Origin of the sequence: Tritonibacter litoralis, assembly GCF_009496005.1 — a bacterium.
In the GTDB taxonomy this organism is placed as follows: Bacteria; Pseudomonadota; Alphaproteobacteria; order Rhodobacterales; family Rhodobacteraceae; genus Epibacterium; species Epibacterium litoralis.
This window is the reverse complement of sequence record NZ_WIBF01000003.1, coordinates 128,939-148,822: the sequence shown is the minus strand read 5'-3', so window position 1 is coordinate 148,822 and position 19,884 is coordinate 128,939. Positions and strand designations below refer to the sequence as shown.

General features: G+C 56.0%; 20 protein-coding genes and 1 tRNA gene. 13 read left to right on the top strand and 8 right to left on the bottom strand.

Annotated elements, in window-relative coordinates; all coding sequences use genetic code 11:
• Positions 1-33 precede the first annotated feature (33 nt).
• Positions 34-1,578 carry a PAS-domain containing protein gene (locus GFB49_RS06985; RefSeq protein ID WP_153215139.1) on the bottom strand — a complete coding sequence of 515 codons (1,545 nt, stop codon included), beginning with the start codon at positions 1,576-1,578 and terminating at the stop codon, positions 34-36.
• An 86-nt stretch (positions 1,579-1,664) separates the two neighbouring features.
• On the bottom strand, positions 1,665-3,062 hold the full coding sequence (gene regB, locus GFB49_RS06980; protein WP_153215138.1) for a sensor histidine kinase RegB: 1,398 nt from the start codon (positions 3,060-3,062) through the stop codon (positions 1,665-1,667).
• Between the two features lie 97 nt (positions 3,063-3,159).
• Here regB and GFB49_RS06975 point away from each other — a divergent pair, with 97 nt between their 5' ends.
• From GFB49_RS06975 to GFB49_RS06965, 3 genes are all read left to right on the top strand, one after another.
• Positions 3,160-3,777 (top strand): SCO family protein, encoded by a 618-nt coding sequence (locus GFB49_RS06975; protein ID WP_153215137.1) that lies wholly within the window; start codon positions 3,160-3,162, stop codon positions 3,775-3,777.
• An 84-nt stretch (positions 3,778-3,861) separates the two neighbouring features.
• Positions 3,862-4,416: an ActR/PrrA/RegA family redox response regulator transcription factor gene (locus tag GFB49_RS06970; protein ID WP_153215136.1), complete on the top strand. Its 555-nt coding sequence runs from the start codon at positions 3,862-3,864 to the stop codon at positions 4,414-4,416.
• Positions 4,417-4,427: 11 nt separating this feature from the next.
• Positions 4,428-5,609, top strand: a complete 1,182-nt coding sequence (locus GFB49_RS06965) for a glycosyltransferase 61 family protein (protein WP_246149645.1) — start codon at positions 4,428-4,430, stop codon at positions 5,607-5,609.
• Here the strand turns inward: GFB49_RS06965 and GFB49_RS06960 are convergent.
• Positions 5,606-6,199, bottom strand: a complete 594-nt coding sequence (locus tag GFB49_RS06960) for an HD domain-containing protein (protein WP_153215135.1) — start codon at positions 6,197-6,199, stop codon at positions 5,606-5,608. The genes GFB49_RS06965 and GFB49_RS06960 overlap by 4 nt on opposite strands.
• Positions 6,200-6,388: 189 nt before the next feature.
• Here GFB49_RS06960 and GFB49_RS06955 point away from each other — a divergent pair, with 189 nt between their 5' ends.
• The 3 genes from GFB49_RS06955 (at position 6,389) to GFB49_RS06945 (ending at position 8,720) form a co-directional block, all read left to right on the top strand.
• The gene (locus tag GFB49_RS06955; protein WP_153215134.1) at positions 6,389-6,703 is read left to right on the top strand and encodes a hypothetical protein; all 315 of its coding nucleotides are present in this window, start codon (positions 6,389-6,391) and stop codon (positions 6,701-6,703) included.
• Positions 6,704-6,799: 96 nt separating this feature from the next.
• A complete protein-coding gene (ahcY, locus tag GFB49_RS06950) occupies positions 6,800-8,185 on the top strand; it encodes an adenosylhomocysteinase (RefSeq protein WP_153215133.1) in 1,386 nt (461 codons plus the stop codon).
• A 193-nt stretch (positions 8,186-8,378) separates the two neighbouring features.
• Entirely contained in the window at positions 8,379-8,720 is a 342-nt protein-coding gene (locus GFB49_RS06945) for a DUF2853 family protein (RefSeq protein ID WP_153215132.1), read from the top strand.
• A 307-nt stretch (positions 8,721-9,027) separates the two neighbouring features.
• Here the strand turns inward: GFB49_RS06945 and GFB49_RS06940 are convergent, their stop codons facing one another.
• The 5 genes from GFB49_RS06940 to tsaD are packed head-to-tail and all read right to left on the bottom strand — an operon-like array spanning position 9,028 to position 12,214.
• Positions 9,028-9,423, bottom strand: coding sequence for a DUF1761 domain-containing protein (locus GFB49_RS06940; RefSeq protein ID WP_153215131.1), 396 nt, complete (start codon positions 9,421-9,423; stop codon positions 9,028-9,030).
• Positions 9,424-9,458: 35 nt separating this feature from the next.
• Complete coding sequence (locus GFB49_RS06935; protein WP_153215130.1) at positions 9,459-9,884, bottom strand: EVE domain-containing protein; 426 nt, start codon at positions 9,882-9,884, stop codon at positions 9,459-9,461.
• Positions 9,884-10,156: a YciI family protein gene (locus GFB49_RS06930; RefSeq protein WP_153215129.1), complete on the bottom strand. Its 273-nt coding sequence runs from the start codon at positions 10,154-10,156 to the stop codon at positions 9,884-9,886. Before GFB49_RS06930 ends, GFB49_RS06935 begins: the two co-directional genes overlap by 1 nt.
• Position 10,157: 1 nt before the next feature.
• The gene (locus GFB49_RS06925) at positions 10,158-11,120 is read right to left on the bottom strand and encodes an NAD(P)H-dependent glycerol-3-phosphate dehydrogenase (RefSeq protein WP_343032500.1); all 963 of its coding nucleotides are present in this window, start codon (positions 11,118-11,120) and stop codon (positions 10,158-10,160) included.
• Positions 11,117-12,214 (bottom strand): tRNA (adenosine(37)-N6)-threonylcarbamoyltransferase complex transferase subunit TsaD, encoded by a 1,098-nt coding sequence (gene tsaD / locus GFB49_RS06920; RefSeq protein ID WP_153215127.1) that lies wholly within the window; start codon positions 12,212-12,214, stop codon positions 11,117-11,119. The genes GFB49_RS06925 and tsaD overlap by 4 nt, the downstream gene beginning before the upstream one ends.
• An 88-nt stretch (positions 12,215-12,302) precedes the next feature.
• Between tsaD and GFB49_RS06915 the strand changes: the two genes are divergently transcribed.
• From GFB49_RS06915 to flgK, 7 genes are all read left to right on the top strand, one after another.
• Positions 12,303-12,983, top strand: a complete 681-nt coding sequence (locus tag GFB49_RS06915; protein ID WP_153215126.1) for a uroporphyrinogen-III synthase — start codon at positions 12,303-12,305, stop codon at positions 12,981-12,983.
• A gap of 79 nt (positions 12,984-13,062) precedes the next feature.
• Positions 13,063-14,337, top strand: coding sequence for a COG4223 family protein (locus GFB49_RS06910; RefSeq protein WP_153215125.1), 1,275 nt, complete (start codon positions 13,063-13,065; stop codon positions 14,335-14,337).
• Between the two features lie 12 nt (positions 14,338-14,349).
• On the top strand, positions 14,350-15,819 hold the full coding sequence (locus tag GFB49_RS06905) for a heme biosynthesis protein HemY (RefSeq protein ID WP_153215124.1): 1,470 nt from the start codon (positions 14,350-14,352) through the stop codon (positions 15,817-15,819).
• A 71-nt stretch (positions 15,820-15,890) separates the two neighbouring features.
• A tRNA-Thr gene (locus GFB49_RS06900) sits at positions 15,891-15,966 on the top strand.
• A gap of 147 nt (positions 15,967-16,113) precedes the next feature.
• Positions 16,114-16,953 (top strand): flagellar motor protein MotB, encoded by an 840-nt coding sequence (locus GFB49_RS06895; protein WP_153215123.1) that lies wholly within the window; start codon positions 16,114-16,116, stop codon positions 16,951-16,953.
• Positions 16,954-17,063: 110 nt separating this feature from the next.
• Entirely contained in the window at positions 17,064-18,392 is a 1,329-nt protein-coding gene (locus GFB49_RS06890) for a flagellar hook protein FlgE (RefSeq protein WP_246149644.1), read from the top strand.
• A 40-nt stretch (positions 18,393-18,432) separates the two neighbouring features.
• Complete coding sequence (gene flgK / locus GFB49_RS06885; protein ID WP_153215122.1) at positions 18,433-19,881, top strand: flagellar hook-associated protein FlgK; 1,449 nt, start codon at positions 18,433-18,435, stop codon at positions 19,879-19,881.
• Positions 19,882-19,884 lie beyond the last annotated feature (3 nt).

Below are 19,884 nucleotides of genomic sequence, written 5' to 3'. Positions count from 1 at the left end.
TCCACATCCCGCTGCAAGCCAGTTCCGCCACCCTTAAGGGTGTGACGATAAAAATCGTTGTTGTGTTGCCGGAAGTGACGCCGGTTCAGAGGCATGAAACCGCACAAGGGTGGTGCCGTTTGGCAGCGCACTGATCCGACAGGTCAGGGTTTCGCCGGACCGCATCGCAACGGAACACCACCAGGGATCCCGGCTTTCGGTGCCCAGAACAAAGTCACGCACAGCGCCCCAAGCAGAGGTCGCGGCACTGCATTCCTGCCAATTGCGGCATGCATCGTTGATCGAAACTTTGGCAAAGCTCGCTTCAGGGTCCACGTTCCACAGCGCGTGATACGCCTCGTTCGAGAAGGACATGGTGCCATCTTTGCTAAAAACAGCAATCGCCTCGTCCATTTGATCCATGATCGACTGGCCAACCTCCAGTTCGGTGCGGAACTGGCGGGTCAAAGTGATTTCGGCAGTGATGTCTTCGAACAGGAACGCAATTGCTCCATCCGGATGCGGTCGGCCTGAAACAGAGTAGACAGAGCCAGAAGGCATCGACCATGTTTCCTGGTACCGGCCTTCGGCAGCGGCTTCCAACAGATCTGCCATTTGGTGACGCCAGCTGGAATAACTCTTGGGCTCTGGCATCATCCGCTGGTCGCGCAGACGGTCAAAGAATGTCATCAGGTTTGGGCGCGAGCTAAGGAAATTCGCAGGCAGCGCGGTCAGATCGATCAACACAGGGTTAAACAATACCAATTGCTGGTTGCGATCAAAAATGGCCAGACCAATGGAGAGCTGCGCAAAGGTTTTGGCAAGGGTCTGAACAAAATTGCGCTGGGCAATCTCAGCATCCACAACGGCGTTGACATCCACCGCGTGGCACAGCCAACCCGCTTCGGTCTCGGTTGTGGAGACATTATACCAGAGCTTCTTGTCGTTTTCTTCCAGAGCAATGGAAATGCGTTCGGGGCGGCCGCTGGCTTTGGGTTCATCCAGCTCGTCAAACATGGGCTGGGCAAAATCGGCGTCGCGGCCTCTGATCTTGTGGCTTAGGTCGTCATAGGCCAAGTTGGTCCAGGTGACATCGCCTTCCTCGGATTGTAACCAGACCGGATAGGGGGCCTGGTGCACCGCTGCGCGCAATGTTGTCAGCTCTTGATCCAGCGATTTATTCTGCTCTTCCAGCGTACTGCGGCGCAGCTGCACCCGTGTGATGCCGTCGATCCATTCGCAATGGGCTTCCCGGCTGTCGGCACCGGCCGTTCCCGATAGGACCAGCGGCCCCACGTCTTTCAGAAACGCAGGTGATTGCGGCAGGCCAGGATAGCTGCGCGACAGTTGATCCCGGAGGTTTGACCAGCTGAAACCATCCGCATTTTCACCGATGAACTTGCTGGCACCCGATGACCACCCGATCAGCGCGTTGTCGTCGAAAAGAAACACGGCATCTGTGCGACCATCGCCAACCAGAAGATCATGTTCCATCCGTTTGGCATAGGCCCCGGGGGACAGCCACCAAACCGCAATTGCTGCAGTTGCAGCACAAAGAGCCACTAGGACCAGCCATTCAACCGAAACGATGTCCTGCATATTCCTGCCTCGACTTGTTCACCTAGGTTTCATCCTTGTTCATAATGGTTAAAAGGAGTTTAATTGGTTGACCAAAAATAAATAGGTCAAATTTCAATTGGTACATTTTTACCTAAGCCTCGCGAGGGGCCGTCTTGACCAGAATCGATGCGGCTGCGTGGCCAGGTGACCTCTACGATTGCGCCGCTGCCCTGCGGCTCATCCAGAAGGTCCTGATAGGGGTCGCCTGCATTGGCAAACCGCAACCGTGCACCCGTCCGTTCCAGCAGTGTTTTTGCGATAAAGAGGCCAAGACCCATGCCCTCATACTCGGGGCGTTGCTCGCTGACGGTTTCATGACGCCGACGACGTACAAATGGATCGCCGATCCGCCCCAACAGATGTGACGGATACCCTTGCCCGTCGTCATTGATTGTCACGCGGATAATCTTGTCATCCCAACTGGCGTCAATCCAGACATTACCTTCAGCGAAATCGACGCCGTTTTGAACCAGATTGCGCAGACCGTGAATGATTTCGGGTTTTCGCATGATCTTCGGATGCAACAGGTCCGTTTCAGTCAACGGTTCCGCCTCCATATGCAGGGTTTTTCCACGGCTTGAATGCGGCTCTGCCGCTTCGTTGATAATCGTAACCAGCGGGGCCTGGCGCATTTGGAGGTCAGATTTACCAGCCCGGCCCATGTCACGCAGAATATCGCGGCACCGATCCGCTTGTTCTCGGATCAGCTGGGCGTCCTCACACAGGTCTGGATTGTCAGAGAGCTCATCCACCAATTCAGCACTTGTCAGCTTGATGGTTGCCAATGGCGTGCCCAATTCATGGGCCGCGGCGGCAACGACACCACCCAAATCCGTCAGCTTCTGTTCCCGAGACAGGGCCAGATGCGTGGCGGCCAATGCGTCAGACATCGACCGGATCTCTGAGCTGATACGATAGGAATAGGCGCCGATAAACAGGATCGCGATCACAATCGCGGCCCAATTGCCAAAAATGAAGATGCCTGGCATCCGCAGTTCAGCGCCAATCTCGGTGACCAGGGGGCGGTAAACCTGCGACAGGACCGTCACCAACAGGATGGCCACCGCGCCGATAATCAGCGCTGACCGCAACCGCATCATCGAGGCGGAGATGGTTACAGGTCCCAAGACCAACAAGGCAAAGGGGTTGTTCAGACCGCCGGTCAGATAGAGCAAGATCCCAAGCTGCAGCAGGTCAAAGAGGATCATCAGAAGATTTTCCACCTCGGACATGCGTTTGTTTTCCGGAAAGGCAAACGTCGCGACCAGATTGCTCAGCACGGAGACACAGACGGTAATATAGGTCAGCTCGATGTGAAACTTGAGGCCCAGGATCCACTGTGCGGCGAACAAAGCAGTGATCTGACCAAAGATCGCAACCCAACGCAGGATGATCACCGTCCGCAGACGAATCCAATGGCTGCGCTCCTGACCGCTCATCAGGCCGATGTTTGTATCAGACATGTGACCACATGCTCCGCTTGAAACTGTTGAAAATACTGATAGGTCTCACAAGGGAAACGTTCAATCGACCCGTGACGATAAATCGAAAGAGGGCGTTATGACTCGTATTTATGCCATTTTGGCGGCGACTGTAGCAGTAGGTGGGCTTGCGGCCGCTTGGTATACGACACAACAGCAGACAACCGAGCTGTTTGCGAATTGCCGAACCAGCTCGATTGCTGGTGGGGCAGGGGCCATTGGCGGCCCGTTTGAGCTGGTCAACGCAAAGGGTGAGCAGGTTACTGACACAGATGTGATCACGGAACCAACGCTCATCTATTTTGGCTATACGTTCTGCCCGGATGTCTGTCCGTTAGATACCGCACGTAATGCAGAGGCTGTGGACTTGTTGGCGGACCAAGGCGTGTCAACAACGCCTGTGTTTATCTCGATCGATCCGGAACGCGACACACCCGAGGTCGTCGGAGATTTTGCGTATAACCTGCATGAGAAAATGGTCGGATTGACAGGATCCCCTGAGCAGGTCAAAGCCGCAAGTCAGGCGTATAAAACGTTTTATCAAAAGCAGGACGGCGATCCTGAGTATTATCTGGTCAACCACTCGACCTATACATACTTGGTTTTGCCCGAACATGGGTTTGTCGAGTTTTTCAAACGCGACGAAACGGCCGAGAAAATGGCAGAGCGCGTCAGCTGCTTTGTCGAAAGCGCATAAGCTTTCGCTTCGGTTTGACCTTTGAAAGCCCTGCATCATATTCTGGTCAGCGACCGAGGTTGACCGGTTGGGAGAAAAAAGCACATGGCCGACACTGACCCAGACGAAATTGGGCCCGATAAGACACTTTTGTTGGTAGACGATGACGAGCCGTTTTTGCGGCGTTTGGCCAAGGCCATGGAAAAGCGCGGATTTGAAGTGGAGACGGCCGGATCTGTTGCAGCAGGTTCCGCCATTGCAACAGCCCGCCCGCCCGCCTATGCGGTGGTGGATCTGCGTCTCGAAGACGGCAATGGGTTGGATGTGGTCGAAGTTTTGCGGGAAAAACGCCCCGACAGCCGCGTTGTGGTTTTGACCGGGTATGGCGCGATTGCGACGGCGGTTGCTGCGGTAAAGATCGGCGCGACGGATTACCTGTCCAAACCTGCGGATGCCTCTGACATTATGAACGCGCTTCTGGCAAATGGGGACGAACTGCCACCACCACCGGAAAACCCGATGAGCGCGGACCGGGTGCGCTGGGAACATATCCAACGCGTCTATGAACTGTGTGATCGCAACGTGTCCGAAACGGCCCGGCGCTTGAATATGCATCGCCGCACCTTGCAGCGGATTCTGGCCAAACGGAGTCCGCGATAAAACAGGTGGTGTTGAGTACGAGTGATGCAACCCAACAGCCCTCGCCGAGCGGGGGCTGGTCCGAGGCGATGGTGACGCTGGCACAGGCTCATGTGGTGCCACCAACCATCAACGCGTTGGTGCAGCCGTCGGGCGTGTTATATGCTGATGGCACATATTGTCAGCAAGGGGCATTGTGGCGGCGCTATCGCCCAATCAGCACCGAGCCGGCCAAACCTGAAACCGCGGGTCCTGTGCTGAACGGGCGGTGGTTGTGGGGCGGCGTCCTGTGGGCGCATTTCGGGCATTTTCTGGTCGAAAGCACTGCGCGGCTTTGGGCCTTGGCCGAGTTACATCGTCCGGTGGATGGGATTGTTTTTGTTCCCAAACGGCCGGATTCTGACGCTGGGATCCGTGGCTTTCAGCAGGATTTCATTCACCAGATCGCGCCGGACCTGCCAATCAAACTGGTGACAGAACCCACGCAGATTTCAGAACTGGTTGTTCCCGGTCAGGGGTTCGGTCTGGGAGAGATCGTAACCGGAACTGCAAAGTTTCGAAACGCAATCCATTCGAAATTTGCACGGGATATCAAACCCGAAGGGCCTGACCGGATATACCTGTCACGCTCCAAACTGGGGCTCGGCAAGGGCGGTTTAATCGGTGAAGAAGAGCTGGAAGACCGGCTGACCCGTGAAGGGTATGAGATCTTCCATCCGCAAGATCACAGCCTCGACGTCCAGCTGGCGCGTTACAAAGCGGCGCGGCAAGTGGTGGCGGCGGATGGCTCTGCGCTGCATCTATATGCGATGGTCGGACGCCCAGATCAAAAAGTTGCCATGATTTTGCGTCGCCAGTCTGGGGCTAATGTGCAGCTGGTGCGAAATGTGCAGGCTTTCTGTAAATGCGACCCGCTTGTGATCAACGCGCTGCGTACCGAATGGCTGCCAATGGCAAAACAGCGCTCCAGCCGGATGAGTTTTGGAGAGCTGGATCACAAGATCATCGGCGCAGCATTGGCCGAAGCTGGCTTCATATCGCGGGATGCCGATTGGCAGGCGGTCACAGGGCGCAAAAGGCGGATGATGCTCAATCAAAAAGGCATCCGAGTGGACGATAACTTTGTTGAATCGCCGGAATTTAAACAAAAGCGCATTCGTGCCAACCGAAAACGCAGACGTGCCGAGCGCGCGGCGCGCGGTGAAACCTCTTAAAGCTTCGCCAGCAGCTCTTCGTGACGTTTCACAAAACTTTCACGCACGGCGACCGGAGGGCGCAGATCGATTTTGAGATCGGCGATTATGTCCGGGTTGGGACGGCCAAAAAACTTGGTCGCTTCCTTTTCTGAAAACCCGGCGATCTGTACGGCTTCCATCCAGGCGCTGATTTTATCGGCCCGTTTGATCTGGGATTTGACGGTTTTTGGCAAGGCCGCGGGCAGGCCAAAACGAATGTGGATCGCCGCCGTCAAACGCGCGTCCAGCTCGCCGTAGCCCGCGCCCACGGCGGCTTTCACCGGTGAAATCATGTCGCCGATCACGTATTCCGGTGCATCATGCAACAGGGCGGCGAGCTTCCATTTGACGGGTGTTTTGGGGTTTAGACGACCATGGATTTGCTCAACCAATAGCGAGTGTTCTGCGACGGAATAGGCAAAGTCCCCTTTGGTCTGACCATTCCAACGCGCCACAAAAGCAAGCCCATGCGCGATGTCCTCGATCTCGATGTCGACCGGGGTCGGATCCAGCAAATCCAGCCGACGCCCAGACAGCATCCTTTGCCATGCCCTTGATCCTAATGCCATTTTCTGCGCCTTCCTGAACTTTTTAATGTCTTTCCTAGTGCATTTTAACACAACGTCAAACGAGACTTTGAAGCCGCCGTGATTGAAAAATGCATCATAAATACACATAATACATACATGGAGAGGGGGCAGATAACCTCTCACGTGGCCCCGTCTCTAGAGACTGACCTCTAGCGAAAGGAGCTTGTTATGTTCAAGCGATTGTTGAGCCTGTGTATGGTATTTGGAATGGCTGCAACGGCCCCGCCTGCGTTTGCCGCCAATTGTGCAGATCGTTCGACGGTGGTCGAGCGGTTGTCTGACAAATACCAAGAAAACTTAACGGCAGGGGGATTACGCAGTGACCAGCAAGGGAGCACATTGTTGGAGGTCTGGACCTCCAAGGCGACCGGGACCTTCACTCTTCTTGTGACCTATCCGAACGGCGTAAGCTGTGTGCTTGCGGCAGGTACGGACTACTTTGAAGAGCTGCCTGCAAAAATGCCGCTTGGAGCCCCCAGTTAGGCGCGAACTAGCCTTCTGCGCCACCATGTTCGTTGCTTGTAAACCATTCGGGTGTTAGGGCCTCCTGAGAAACCCGAAACCAGAATGGAGCTAACAATGGCCGGGGACTATATCGTCAAGGACATCGCGCTGGCTGAATTTGGCCGCAAGGAACTTAATATTGCGGAGACCGAAATGCCGGGCCTGATGGCCCTGCGCGAGGAATATGGCGACAGCAAACCGCTGAAAGGCGCCCGCATTGTCGGCTCGCTGCATATGACCATCCAAACCGCTGTGTTGATCGAAACACTGGTGGCTCTTGGCGCAGATGTGCGCTGGGCGTCCTGCAACGTCTTTTCGACCCAAGACCACGCAGCGGCCGCAATCGCCGCTGGTGACATCCCGGTCTTTGCGATCAAAGGCCAGTCGTTGGAAGAGCATTGGGATTACCTCGACAAATCCTTCCTGTTCGACGAAGGCCCGAACATGATCCTGGATGATGGTGGTGACGCGACGCTTTATGTGCTGCTGGGCGCGCGGGCCGAAGCGGGTGAAGACATCATTCCAGTGCCGCAATCCGAAGAAGAAGCGGTGATCAAGGCGCAGATCAAAAAGCGCATGGAAGCCTCGCCGGGTTGGTTCACCAAGACCCGCGATGCGATCATGGGTGTGTCCGAGGAAACCACCACTGGCGTGCACCGTCTGTATGAACTGCAGAAAAACGGCCAGCTGCCGTTCCCGGCGATCAACGTCAACGACTCGGTCACCAAGTCGAAGTTTGACAACAAATACGGCTGTAAGGAATCGCTGGTCGATGGCATCCGTCGCGCAACCGACACCATGATGGCCGGCAAGGTTGCTGTGGTCTGTGGTTACGGCGATGTAGGCAAAGGCTCTGCGGCCTCCCTGCAAGGCGCCGGCGCGCGCGTCAAGGTTACCGAGGCTGACCCGATCTGTGCGCTGCAGGCTGCTATGGACGGGTTTGAGGTTGTTTTGCTGGAAGAAGCGCTGGACGCCGACATCTTTATCACCACCACCGGCAACAAAGACATCATCCGCATCGAGCATATGCGCGAGATGAAGGATATGGCGATTGTTGGCAACATCGGCCACTTTGACAATGAAATCCAGGTTGCGGCTCTGAAGAACCACAAATGGACCAACATCAAAGAACAGGTGGACATGATCGAGATGCCGTCCGGCAATCGGATGATCCTGCTGTCCGAGGGCCGTCTGTTGAACCTTGGCAACGCAACAGGCCACCCGTCGTTTGTGATGTCTGCATCGTTCACCAACCAGGTTCTGGCGCAGATCGAACTGTTCACCCGTGGTGATCAGTACGAGAACGAAGTCTACATCCTGCCCAAGCACCTGGATGAAAAAGTTGCCGCTCTGCACCTGGGGCGCGTTGGCGCCAAGCTGACAAAACTGACCTCAGAGCAAGCCTCTTATATCGGCGTGACACCTGAAGGTCCGTTCAAGCCCGAGCATTACCGCTACTAAGCTGGATAAATCCAACATTGCGCCGTCCGTTGTTTTGCAACGGGCGGCGTTTTTATTGTTGGGATCCACTAAATCCGGTGCAGTCAATTTTCGGGGAAAACGCCGAAAAACTTTTCCTTTGTGGAACGCTGAATTGCGCCTACTGTCGGCCTATTGCCACAAGGCAAAACGGTTTCCGGGTTGGGAGTTAACTATGGGAAAAAGAGACGATTTGATTGCGCAATATGCGGATGATCTGAAAAATAAATGCGGTATGGATCCGGATATGGACCTGCTGACTAAGGTCACGATTGGTTGTGGTCCCGCAATTTACAACGCAGACGCATCAACGGTTGCATCCAGCCAAGAGAGCGAGCTGGAGACGGTAAAGACCAATTTTCTGATCAAGAAGCTGGGGCTTTCTGATGGCCCGGAACTGATGGAAGCCATCAATTCCGTCGTGGAAACCTATGGCAAATCAGAGCGCAACAAATACCGCGCGGTTGTCTACTATATGCTGACCAAGCACTTCGGCAAAGAAGCGGTTTACGCGTAACTCCAAAGAATTCAGCCGCGGATCTTTCTACGGGTCGGCGGCTGATGTCCAATCGGCTGAATTTGAAACTTATTATCCGGGCAATTGCTTTGCGGAATCAAAGTGCCCCGGTATAGCTTCTAAGAGCAGCCAGGATGGCAGACCAAAGTTTCTCATACGCGTGTGGTGGATACGGAGCACGCGGGGTGGAAGGGAAGGTTCTGTTCGTCCCGGAACCTTCCCTTTTTTATTTTCGGACGTGTTGATTTTGAACATGTCGCGTTTGCAGCGCCGTTGCAATTTTGCGCCGTGTAAACCAACCGCAGCCTTAAAACAGCGCTAGCACCAAACCAACCGCGGCACAGGACACGGTGGCATAGCCGCCGTCGATCACAGTCAGCAGCTTGGGGCGCATCGCATACATATTGTTCAGTGCAATCCAGGGCGTGATGAAGAACAGCCCAATACCCAATCCAGCAATCAGACCGGCACCGATGGTATCAATTCCGGACAGTGCAAAGATATGGCGCATCATGCCGGCCACAATCAGCTGAATGACAAAGCTGAGGGCAAAGATCATGGGCGACATGCCGCCTTTGGGTTTGCCATCGGCGTCCACTTCAACACCCGAGGCTTTGACCCACGGACCTGCAAGCAACCCATACCACGCAGCCCCAAGCCCAAATCCAACAGCTGCGGCGACAACAACATTTAAAAATTCCATCTCACACGACTCCTGGTCACAATAAAACAGGTCTATCACTTGTGTGCGCTGGTCTCTCCCATGGCGCAGATCTCGCGCCATTCCTGTTCGGTGACAGGCTGCACGGACAGGCGCGAGTTCTTGACCAATATCATCTCGGCCAGAGCTTCGCGCTGTTTGATGTCATCAAGGGAGACCGGCTTGGTGAAGCTGCGCACCGCTTTGATGTCGACGCATTCCCACCGGGGATCATTCGCTTTGCTGTCGGGGTGGCATTCTGCGCAAACCTCGACGATGCCGACCACGGATTTTTCTTTTTGTGAATGATAGAAAAACCCGAGATCGCCCAATTTCATCTCCCGCATAAAATTGCGGGCTTGGTAGTTGCGGACGCCGTCCCATTCTTCACCAATCTCACCTTTGGCGCGCTGATTGTCCCAGCTCCAGGTGGAAGGTTCCGATTTGAACAGCCAGTACCGCATCAACCGATGACTTTCTTCCAGGTGATCAGGTCCACCGTCTCAAACAGATCTGCCTTGGCATAGGGGTCGCTGTCGGCCCAAGCTTGGGCGGCTGCCATGTCCTCGACGTCGAGGATGATCAGCGAGCCGACCATTTTGCCGTCTTGATCCATCAACGGCCCAGCTTGGGCAACAACGCCGGTCTCTTTGATATAGGCGAGATGCGCATCCCGGTTGTCCAGGCGCACTTGCAGGTTCTCGGGCTTATCGCGGGCGATCAATGCTACGAGCATTTTATTCCTCTTTTAATGGTCTTGTAAGTAATTGCGCCGCCGCATCCGCAATCGTCAAGCTTTGATCGATCAAAGCGACCACAGTCTGGGTGATTGGCATATCAATACCAAGTGATTTTGTCTTTTCCATCACGGCGCGCGCTGTTGCTGCGCCCTCAACCGTGATGCTGGGATCAAACGATTCTCCGCGTCCCAAAGCCAGGCCCAGACTGAAGTTGCGCGATAGCGGCGAGCTGCAGGTCAGGGCCAGGTCACCAAAACCGGAAAGCCCCGCCAATGTCTCAGCCCGTGCGCCCATGGTCTGGGCCATGCGCTGCATCTCGGCAAACCCACGGGTCATAAGGGCGGCGCGTGCGCTGTCACCCAGCTCGGCTCCAATAACCGCGCCGCAGGCTATGGCAAAAACATTTTTCAGCGCGCCGCCCACCTCGGCCCCTATTGTGTCCGTCGTGCGATATAGCCTTAGGTTTGCGGTGGTCAGCTCCTGTTGCAAAAGCAGCCCTGTGACCGCGTCCGCGCAGGCCAGTGTGAGGGCCGTGGGCAGGCCGCGGGCAATATCGGCAGCAAAGCTGGGCCCGGTCAACAGCGCGGCCTGTGCATCTGGCACAACCTCGGCAATCACACCAACGGGGCCAAGGCCGGTTGAAAGCTCTACGCCTTTGCAGCAGGCGACCAGATTTTTCCCGCGAAACGCCAGCGGATCTTGTTGCAGAAACGCGCGCAGTCTTTGCATGGGCACGGCCAGAAGGAGAGTTTTGCTGGCACAGGCGGCATTGAAATCAGAGGTCACCGTCACGGCTTCGGGCAGAGGTGCCTCGGGCAGGCGGCGGGTATTGATGCGTTGTGTCGCGATTTCGGCGGCTTGATCCGGGTCACGGGCCCACAGGGTGACAGGTTGGCTGCGTCCAAGGCTAATCGCCAACGCGGTGCCAAAGGCTCCGGCACCCAATACGGAAACACTCACGCTTTGGCTCCCTTTTTGCCGCTGCCGATCAGGGCCGGGCTGCTTTGGTCTAGGGGCCAGCGGGGTCGGGCCGACAGGTCCATTCCATCCCGTGCGCCGGATTTAAACCGCTCCAGCCCAGCATAGGCGATCATCGCTGCGTTATCGGTACAGAGCTTGAGGGGTGGTGCCACAAATTGCGTGTCAAATTCAGCGCACAGCTGTTCCAACCCGGCGCGAATGGCTGTGTTTGCTGCGACACCACCAGCAACCGCAATGGTTGCGACCTCTGGGGCTTCTGCTTTGTAAATTTCAAGCGCGCGTTTGGTTTTGGCAACCAGCACATCCACCACGGCTGCCTGAAACCCTGCGCACAGATCTGCGCGGTCCTGCCGGGACAGGCCGCCTTTTTCCGCGACAATCTGGTCACGCATCCGCATCAGAGCGGTTTTTAACCCGGAAAAGGACATGTTGCAGTCCTTTCGATCCAACAGAGGCCGGGGAAAGCGGAACCGTTTGGGGTCACCGTTTAACGCTTCGCCCTGTACTGAAGGACCGCCCGGTTGCGGCAAACCCAGCAGTCGCGCGGTTTTGTCAAAGGCTTCCCCTGGGGCGTCGTCAATGGTGCCACCCAGGCGGGTGAAGTCCTCGGGGCCACGTGCGATCAGAAACTGGCAATGCCCGCCTGAGACCAGCAGCATCAGATAAGGATATGGGATTTGATCCGTCAGCCGTGGCGTCAGCGCATGGCCCGCCAGATGGTTCACACCCACCAGCGGCAGCCCGGTGGCGGCTGCGATTCCTTTGGCACACATGACACCCGAAATTACACCGCCAATCAGGCCGGGACCTGCGGTGACTGCGACCATATCCAGATCCGTAAAATCCACATTCGCGGCGCGCATGGCCTGTGCCACGCTCAGATCCAGCTTTTCCGCATGGGCGCGCGCTGCAATTTCTGGCACCACGCCACCAAAAGCGCTGTGCAATTCGGTTTGACCAAAGACGATGGAGGACAAGATCTCGGTCCCGCCTTCAACTGTTTCACGTAAAACAGCTGCCGCCGTGTCGTCGCAGCTGCTTTCGATCCCCAATACGGTTAAAGTCTCTGTCATAGCGTTACCATTGCATCCATCCGCGCCGGGGGCTACCACCTTAGGCGCGTTGGAACAATCCCAGGAGGGGCGCGTGGTTTGCCTGTTGATGACCCGACCCGCCGCCGCATCCCAGCGGTTTTGGCAGGCGTTGCCCGAGGCGCTGCGCGCTCAGCTTACTCTCATTGTGTCGCCTTTGCTGGAGATCCAGCCGGTGCCGTTTGATGTGGACTACCAAAAATACCGTGCGGTGATTTTCACGTCTGCCCATGGGGTTGCCCAAGCGGGGCAGGTACCGGGTCCAATGCCTGCCTATTGTGTTGGTGAGCGCACAACAGCTGCGGCACGCGCCCAAGGTTGGGATGCGCAATACATGGGTCAAACCGCCGACGCGCTGGTTGCGGCCCTGTCGTGTAAGGTTGTCGATGGCCCGGTGCTGCATCTTCATGGACGCCACAAGCGGATGAATGTCAGCGCGGCTTTGTCGCAGAACAGCCTGTCGTGCCAGGGGATCACCGTTTATGATCAACATCTTCTGCCGCTGTCGGAGGCTGCGCAAACCAGTCTGGCGACCGGAAAACGACACATTGTGCCGCTTTTTTCCCCGCGCACTGCGCAGCAATTTGCCTATGAATGTAACACGGCAACCAACATCTTTTTTATCGCAATGAGCGAAGCTGTTGCGGAACCGTTGAAGTCTTTGGACTATATGGAGCTGCAAGTATCTCAGGCACCGGATGCAGATGCGATGGCAAAACTGGTTAGCATTGCCGCAGATCGCCTTGCATAGCTTGAGACGGACGAATGCGCACAGTAGGGTCGCGCAGGAGTTCAAGTATTAGATTTTGAGATTCGAAGGGAAGATCGGCGTGGCAGATAAAAAGAACCCGGAGGACGTGGCGGAGCCGACGCCAGGGGTAGAAGAGACAACCGTCATCGCGGATGAGACCTCAGAGGGCGTTCCGACAGAAGAGGTTGAAACGCCTGAGGTTGACACCGAGGACGCGCCGCAGACCCTGTCTTCCGAGACCGAGACCGAGACCGAGACCGAGACCGAGACCGAGACCGAGACCGAGACCGAAGGCCTTGATGCGGCGCAAGAGCCCGCGGAAACCGTTTCATTTGAAACGTTGGAAGAACAGCCCGTGCAGGTCGAACGGATCATCGAAAAACGCGGTGGTGTGGTCCCAACGGTGATTGGCGGAATTATTGCGGCAGGCCTCGGCTTTGGATTGGCGCAGACCGAGGTTCTGGATCCTTATTTTGGTAAAGGTGGCGCTGAAATTGAAAGCTTGACCGCGGCGCAGTCCGATCTGGGTCAGAAATTGACCGATGTAACCACCCGTCTTGACGCTCTGGTCATTCCGGATCTGGATCCATTGGCCGTGCGCGTGGATGCGTTGGAAGGTTTTGCCAATGATCTTCCGCAACAACCGTCTGTCGATTTGAGCGCGATTGAGACCAAACTGGCTGACCTGCAATCTCAAATTGCTGCATTGCAAGCGCGCCCGGTCACCGAAGGCGCCTCTGCCGAGGCAACCGCTGCCTTTGAAGCTGAGATCGCAAAACTGCAAGACAGTTTCAGCAAACAGCGTGAAGAGGTCGAGGCGATGTTTGATCAGGCCCGTGCCCTGGAACAAGCCAGCGCTGAGGCCGCCAAAATTGCCAGTGCACAAACCGTATTGGCACGGCTGCGCGCAGCAGTTGATGCAGGCCAGCCCTTTGGCGGCATGACGTCTGAGCTGTCTGATCTCGGCGTGGATGTCCCGCAAGCGTTGCTGGACCGTGGCACTGATGGGGTTTCAACCTTGGCTGCGCTGACCGAAAGTTTTGCACCAGCCGCGCGCGCCGCTTTGGCGGCTGTGCGTGACGAAGGCAAAGACAGCGCTGGGCTGTTGGATTACGTGAACCGCCACCTGGGCGCGCGGTCCGTTGCCCCGCGTGATGGGGATGACCCCGATGCGGTTCTGTCGCGGGCTGAAGCAGCCGTGCGCAAAGGGGATCTGGAAACAGCAATCTCCGAAACCTCAACACTTCCGGAAGCTGCGGCTTCTGCCATGGCAGATTGGGTTGATGCCGCGGTTGCCCGTCAACAGACGCTGGTTGCTGCTGAAACCCTCTCCCAAAGCCTGAACGCCAACTAAGGACTTTTCCGCATGCTCTGGTCTCTTTCGAAATATCTTATCTTTGTAGCGCTGGCTGCGGCGCTGGCCTATGGCGCTGGGCTTTTGCTGGAAACCTCCGGTGGGGTGCAGATCACGGTTGCGGGCACCGAATATACCTTGGGCGCGTTGCAATCAGTCCTTGCCTTGTCGGTGCTGCTGGTGGTGCTGTGGCTGACCCTAAAACTGGCCTCTTTGCTGGTGGCCACCTTGCGTTTTATCAATGGTGACGAAACGGCGCTGTCGCGCTTCTTTGACAAAGGGCGCGAGCGCAAAGGATACCAAGCCCTTGCGGATGGTCTGATGGCGCTGGCGTCCGGCGAAGGGCGTTTGGCCATGGCCAAAGCGGCCCGTGCGGAACGGTATCTGGAGAAGCCAGAGCTGACCAATCTGATCACCGCGCAAGCGGCTGAAATGGCCGGTGACACCAAAAAGGCAGCAGAGGCTTACAAGAAGCTGTTGTCGACCCAAAGCACGCGTTTTGTTGGTGTGCGCGGCATTATGAACCAGAAGCTGTCCGAAGGCGACAAGGGCACGGCTTTGGCCTTGGCGGAAAAAGCGCTGGCGCTGCGTCCCAAACATGAAGAGGTTCAGGATACGCTCCTGAAACTGCAAGCGCAGGCCCAGGATTGGGCCGGTGCGCGCAAAACACTGTCTACCAAGCTCAAGACCGGCACGTTGCCGCGTGATGTGTATAAGCGTCGCGATGCGGTTCTGGCTTTGTCGTCTGCAAAGACGTTGCTGGACGAAGGTGCGACCACGGATCAACAGGAAAAGGCGATCGAGGCGAATCGCCTGTCTCCGGATCTGGTGCCCGCCGCTGCTTTGGCCGCACGGGCCTATATCGAGCAGGGCAAGAAACGTCAGGCCACGCGTATTCTGAAAAAGACCTGGGAAGCACAGCCGCATCCGGATCTGGCCCATGCATACGCTGAGATTGAGCCGGAAGAGACCCCGGCCGCACGTATCAAACGGTTTGACCAACTGGCGCGTCTGGCCCCGGATCACGACGAAACCCGTCTGGTGATGGCTGAATTGCAGATCGTTGCCGAAGAGTTCCCCTCTGCCCGCCGTGCGTTGGGCGATCTGGCAGAGCGCGCGCCGGATGCCCGTGCCTTGACCCTGATGGCTGCGATTGAACGGGGTGAAGGGGCGGATGACAGCGTGGTTCGCGGCTGGCTGGCACGTGCGCTCAGCGCGCCGCGCGGTCCTCAGTGGGTGTGCGATACATGCAACCACATCCAGCCCGAATGGACGCCTGTCTGCGAAAACTGCGGCAGTTTTGACACGCTCAGCTGGAAGACGCCGGACACGCCCGAGGTCGCAAGCGCCACCGGAGCCTACATGTTGCCGCTGATCGTGGGCGCGTTGGAAGACAAATCCGACGCCGTAGAGCCCGAGGCCGATGAAGTGGTTGAGGCCACAGCCGATGAGCCAGCGGAACCGGTCAAAGAGGCCAATTAAGCCTTTTCCCTGAGGTGCGCCGATGATATCAGCGCGCCTCACAGGCAGTGCTGTTAGTGCAGCCCCGCCAGGCCGCTGTAGCTCAGATGGTAGAGCACGTCATTCGTAATGATGGGGTCGTAGGTTCGAGTCCTATCAGCGGCACCACTTTGAAAATACAGAGCTGGAAAATCGAGAACGGTAACCCGCAGTCACCGCAGAGCGCTCATAACTCCTGACAAGTTTATTTGTTAAGGCTCCGTTTACACCCCACCCGTTATCCCAGTTATGGGTGAAAAATAGTGGTGGTGAAAAATGAGCGCACAAGGCAATGCGGCGCCCATTATCATCAAGAGGAAAAAAAGCGGCGGCGATCATGGACACCATGGTGGCGCCTGGAAAGTGGCCTATGCTGACTTTGTGACAGCGATGATGGCATTCTTCTTGTTGATGTGGCTCTTGAACGCAACAACTGAAAAACAACGTAAAGGTCTGGCGGATTACTTCTCGCCTTCTATTCCGCTCAGCCGGGTGTCCGGTGGTGGCAACGGTGCTTTTAACGGGGACAGCATGTTCACCGAAGAGATCAAGCCACAGACCGGAACAGGTGCGAGTGCGGAACATCCTGAAGATGCCCAAAAAGCGCAGGGTGACTCTGGCGTCGAGAAGCAGGACCAGGAGAAAGAGGCCGAAGACCGTGAGTTCAAGGCAATGCAGGATGCATTGGCCGGGCGCAGCGGCGAAAGCATGGTCTCAATCGAGATGGCGCGACACATTGTAACCCGCGTTTCGGATGAAGGGTTGATAATCGAGCTGTTCGATACAACCGAAGCACCTTTGTTTGAGGCAGAAAGCGCGACGCCAACACAACTGTATCGTGATCTGGTGCGGATGGTCGCTCGGGTAACCAAAGTGGTTGGCAATGAGATTGCTGTCAGCGGCCATACGCGGTCTCAGCCAGTGGTTCTGGCAAATAATCCGATTTGGCAACTGTCACATGCGCGGGCGGATGAGACCCGAAAACTGCTCGAATCGGGTGGAACGTCTGCCAAACGCATCCAACGTGTAACGGGTCATGCGGACCGAAAACTGTCGCAGCAGAATCCGATGTCGGTCAAAAACAACCGAGTCGAGATCATTCTACTGCGGGAATAAGGCCTGAATCCCGCTCATTTACCGACACTGGGGCTAATGGATAACTCAGATTTTATCTGTTAGCCCGCTATTAAGGCCCATTGGTTACTCCTGACTGCAGAAGAGTTTTGATGCAGCAGAAAGGCGTATCCATGACCATTTCTTCGTCGTTGAATGCGGGGGTAGCCGGTTTGACTGCCAACGCAGCGCGTTTGGCAACGATTTCCGACAATATTTCCAATTCCTCGACCCCTGGCTACAAGCGAGTACAGTCCGATTTCAACTCATTGGTGATCGGTTCCTCTGGCTCTGGCTACACCGCAGGTGGCGTTCGGGCCACATCGTCGCGTGTGATTGATGAGCAGGGTTCGCGAGTTGGTACAAACAACGCAACTGACTTGGCTATCAATGGTCGAGGTATGTTGCCCGTTGCAAACATCACAGAAGTAGAGAGCGGAATCCTCAATCCGGCAATGTTGCTGACTTCCACCGGGTCGTTCAACACCAATGATGACGGCGTGCTGACAACCGAATCCGGCCTCGTTCTTATGGGGTGGCCGGCGCTTCCTGATGGATCTATTCCAAACTTCCCGCGTGACACAACAAGTGGTCTTGAGCCGATTGTCTTGAACCGCAGCCAACTTTCCAGCGAGCCGACGACGGAAGTGAACTTGGGTATTAACTTGCCCGCAACCTCCACCGAAGCAGGCGGCACCCCGGATCCAGCGGACACGACCACAACAATCGCTTACTATGACAACCTTGGTCGTGCCGAAGGTATTACGGTTGAATTTGAAGCAACCGTGCCAGCATCTGGTACATCCAACGAATGGACAATGCGTCTCACAGACTCCGCCAGTGGCGGTGCGCTGATCGGTGAATACACATTGACGTTTAACGACAGTCAGACGGATGGTGGTTCCCTTGCATCCGTGACGGCGATCTCTGGCGGTGCTTATGACGCGACAACCGGCTCTGTGATTGTAAACGTTGCCGGTGGTGCGATTGAAGTAGATGTTGGGCTGATTGGTCGTTCCAACGGGTTGACCCAGCTTGGAGACGAATGGGTGGCTGCGAACATCTCCCGTGATGGCGCACCAGCCGGCAACATCGTGGATGTCCAAATCGACCAAAACGGATTTGTTCTGGCGAGCTTTGACTCTGGCATTACCCGCACCGTTTATCAGGTTCCGTTGGTGGATGTGCCAAACATGAATGGGTTGCAAACCCTGGATCGTCAGACCTTCCTGCCAACCACCGACAGTGGTTCGTTCTTCCTTTGGGATGCAGGTAGCGGCCCCGTCGGGGATGTCGCGTCATTTGCCTTGGAAGAATCAAATGCTGACGTCGCGACTGAGCTCACGCAGATGATTACAACCCAGCGAGCATACTCCTCGTCTGCCAAGGTCATCCAAACCGTGGATGAAATGCTGCAGGAAACCACTAACATCAAGCGCTAATAGCGCTTGATACCCCTTAACCTAAAACACGAGCTGACGAATGACTCTGTCTAGTGCAATCAATGCCGCAATGTCGGGTATCTATGCCTCGTCGCGCAATTCGAATGTTGTTGCGGACAACTTGGCCAATGCGTTGACACCGGGTCATTCGCGGCGCGTGCTTTCGGTGACCAGTGCCGGAGCTGGCGTGCCTGGCGTGCGAGTCGGTGATGTACAACTGGTTAAAGACCCAGCCATCCTGGCATCGCGCCGCGTGTCCGAGGCAGACTTTGAGGCGGCGGAACAGCGCGCGAGTTTTTTCTCACGCGTGTCTAACGCTGTAGGGACCGTCGATGATGAGTTTTCTTTGGCGTCTTTGCAATCAAACTTCAGTTCGGCGTTGGTGGAGGCAATTTCTCGTCCAGATTCGGGACCGCGCCTAAACGAGCTGGCTGTTTCCGCTGCGGCGCTTGCTGAAGGTTTGAATTCGGCATCTGATGTTGTGCGCGCCCAACGCGTAGCGGCAGAAAACAGCATTGATGCGCAAGTTGACTCTTTGAACCAAGGTCTCAAAGACGTGGAACGCTTGAACGCAAAAATTGTTCTGGCGCGGGCATCTGGGCAGGATCCCGTGGGCTTGCTGGATCAACGCGATCAGGTCATTGATGAGATCAACAAAATTGTCCCGGTCAAAGTGGTTGAGCGTGATAACAATCAGGTCGCTCTGTTCTCCGAAGGCGGTGAAATCCTTTTGGAAGGCACCGCGTCTCAATTCAGCTTTGAAGCGAAGCGGGATATCCTGCCTTATATGACCGTCGACAATGGTTTGTTGTCCGGGCTTGAGATTGACGGGCGTCCTATTTCGACAGATCCCAATGGTCGACTGCGTGGCGGGACCTTGGCTGCGGCCTTTCAGATCCGCGATGACTACGCAATCGAGGCACAACAAGATCTCGATTCCATGGCGCGTGATCTGATTGAACGTTTTCAAGATCCCGCTGTCGACCCTACGCTTTCTGCAACAGATGCTGGGATCTTTACTGACAATGGATCTGCGTTTGACCCCACCAACGAAGAAGGGTTGGCTGGCCGGATCTCATTGAACGAACGGGTGGCATTGGATGGCGATGCTGAGACGTGGCGGTTCCGCGACGGTTTGAACGCGGTGACCCAAGGGGACGCAGGCGATGCAACGCTATTACGGTCTTACACGGATGCTTTGGAGGCCTCCCGCACCATTACGACAACAACGCTTGGCACTGTCGAGGTGACAGCGGCGACGCTTGCAGCCGACATTATATCCCGTTTTGCGCAGGACAATGAAACCAGCACAAACCGCGTTGCTTTTACCGTCGCAAGCTTCATTGAAACCAGTGAAATGGAGCAAGCCCAAGGTGTCGACACGGACGTGGAACTGCAAAACCTATTGATCATCGAACAGGCTTACCAGGCCAACGCGCGTGTGATTACGGTTGTGAATGAACTTATGGACACACTTCTAAGGATTTGATGG

Excerpts from the sequence above, each read along its gene's own strand:
- GFB49_RS06935 (WP_153215130.1), bottom strand. The coding sequence starts at position 9,884 with ATGCGGTACTGGCTGTTCAAATCGGAACCTTCCACCTGGAGCTGGGAC.
- GFB49_RS06905 (WP_153215124.1), top strand. The coding sequence starts at position 14,350 with ATGCTCTGGTCTCTTTCGAAATATCTTATCTTTGTAGCGCTGGCTGCG.
- GFB49_RS06890 (WP_246149644.1), top strand. The coding sequence starts at position 17,064 with ATGCAGCAGAAAGGCGTATCCATGACCATTTCTTCGTCGTTGAATGCG.
- tsaD (WP_153215127.1), bottom strand. The coding sequence starts at position 12,214 with ATGACAGAGACTTTAACCGTATTGGGGATCGAAAGCAGCTGCGACGAC.
- GFB49_RS06915 (WP_153215126.1), top strand. The coding sequence starts at position 12,303 with ATGACCCGACCCGCCGCCGCATCCCAGCGGTTTTGGCAGGCGTTGCCC.
- GFB49_RS06930 (WP_153215129.1), bottom strand. The coding sequence starts at position 10,156 with ATGCTCGTAGCATTGATCGCCCGCGATAAGCCCGAGAACCTGCAAGTG.
- GFB49_RS06895 (WP_153215123.1), top strand. The coding sequence starts at position 16,114 with ATGAGCGCACAAGGCAATGCGGCGCCCATTATCATCAAGAGGAAAAAA.
- ahcY (WP_153215133.1), top strand. The coding sequence starts at position 6,800 with ATGGCCGGGGACTATATCGTCAAGGACATCGCGCTGGCTGAATTTGGC.
- GFB49_RS06960 (WP_153215135.1), bottom strand. The coding sequence starts at position 6,199 with ATGGCATTAGGATCAAGGGCATGGCAAAGGATGCTGTCTGGGCGTCGG.
- flgK (WP_153215122.1), top strand. The coding sequence starts at position 18,433 with ATGACTCTGTCTAGTGCAATCAATGCCGCAATGTCGGGTATCTATGCC.
- GFB49_RS06945 (WP_153215132.1), top strand. The coding sequence starts at position 8,379 with ATGGGAAAAAGAGACGATTTGATTGCGCAATATGCGGATGATCTGAAA.
- GFB49_RS06985 (WP_153215139.1), bottom strand. The coding sequence starts at position 1,578 with ATGCAGGACATCGTTTCGGTTGAATGGCTGGTCCTAGTGGCTCTTTGT.
- GFB49_RS06940 (WP_153215131.1), bottom strand. The coding sequence starts at position 9,423 with ATGGAATTTTTAAATGTTGTTGTCGCCGCAGCTGTTGGATTTGGGCTT.
- GFB49_RS06970 (WP_153215136.1), top strand. The coding sequence starts at position 3,862 with ATGGCCGACACTGACCCAGACGAAATTGGGCCCGATAAGACACTTTTG.
- GFB49_RS06975 (WP_153215137.1), top strand. The coding sequence starts at position 3,160 with ATGACTCGTATTTATGCCATTTTGGCGGCGACTGTAGCAGTAGGTGGG.
- regB (WP_153215138.1), bottom strand. The coding sequence starts at position 3,062 with ATGTCTGATACAAACATCGGCCTGATGAGCGGTCAGGAGCGCAGCCAT.
- GFB49_RS06955 (WP_153215134.1), top strand. The coding sequence starts at position 6,389 with ATGTTCAAGCGATTGTTGAGCCTGTGTATGGTATTTGGAATGGCTGCA.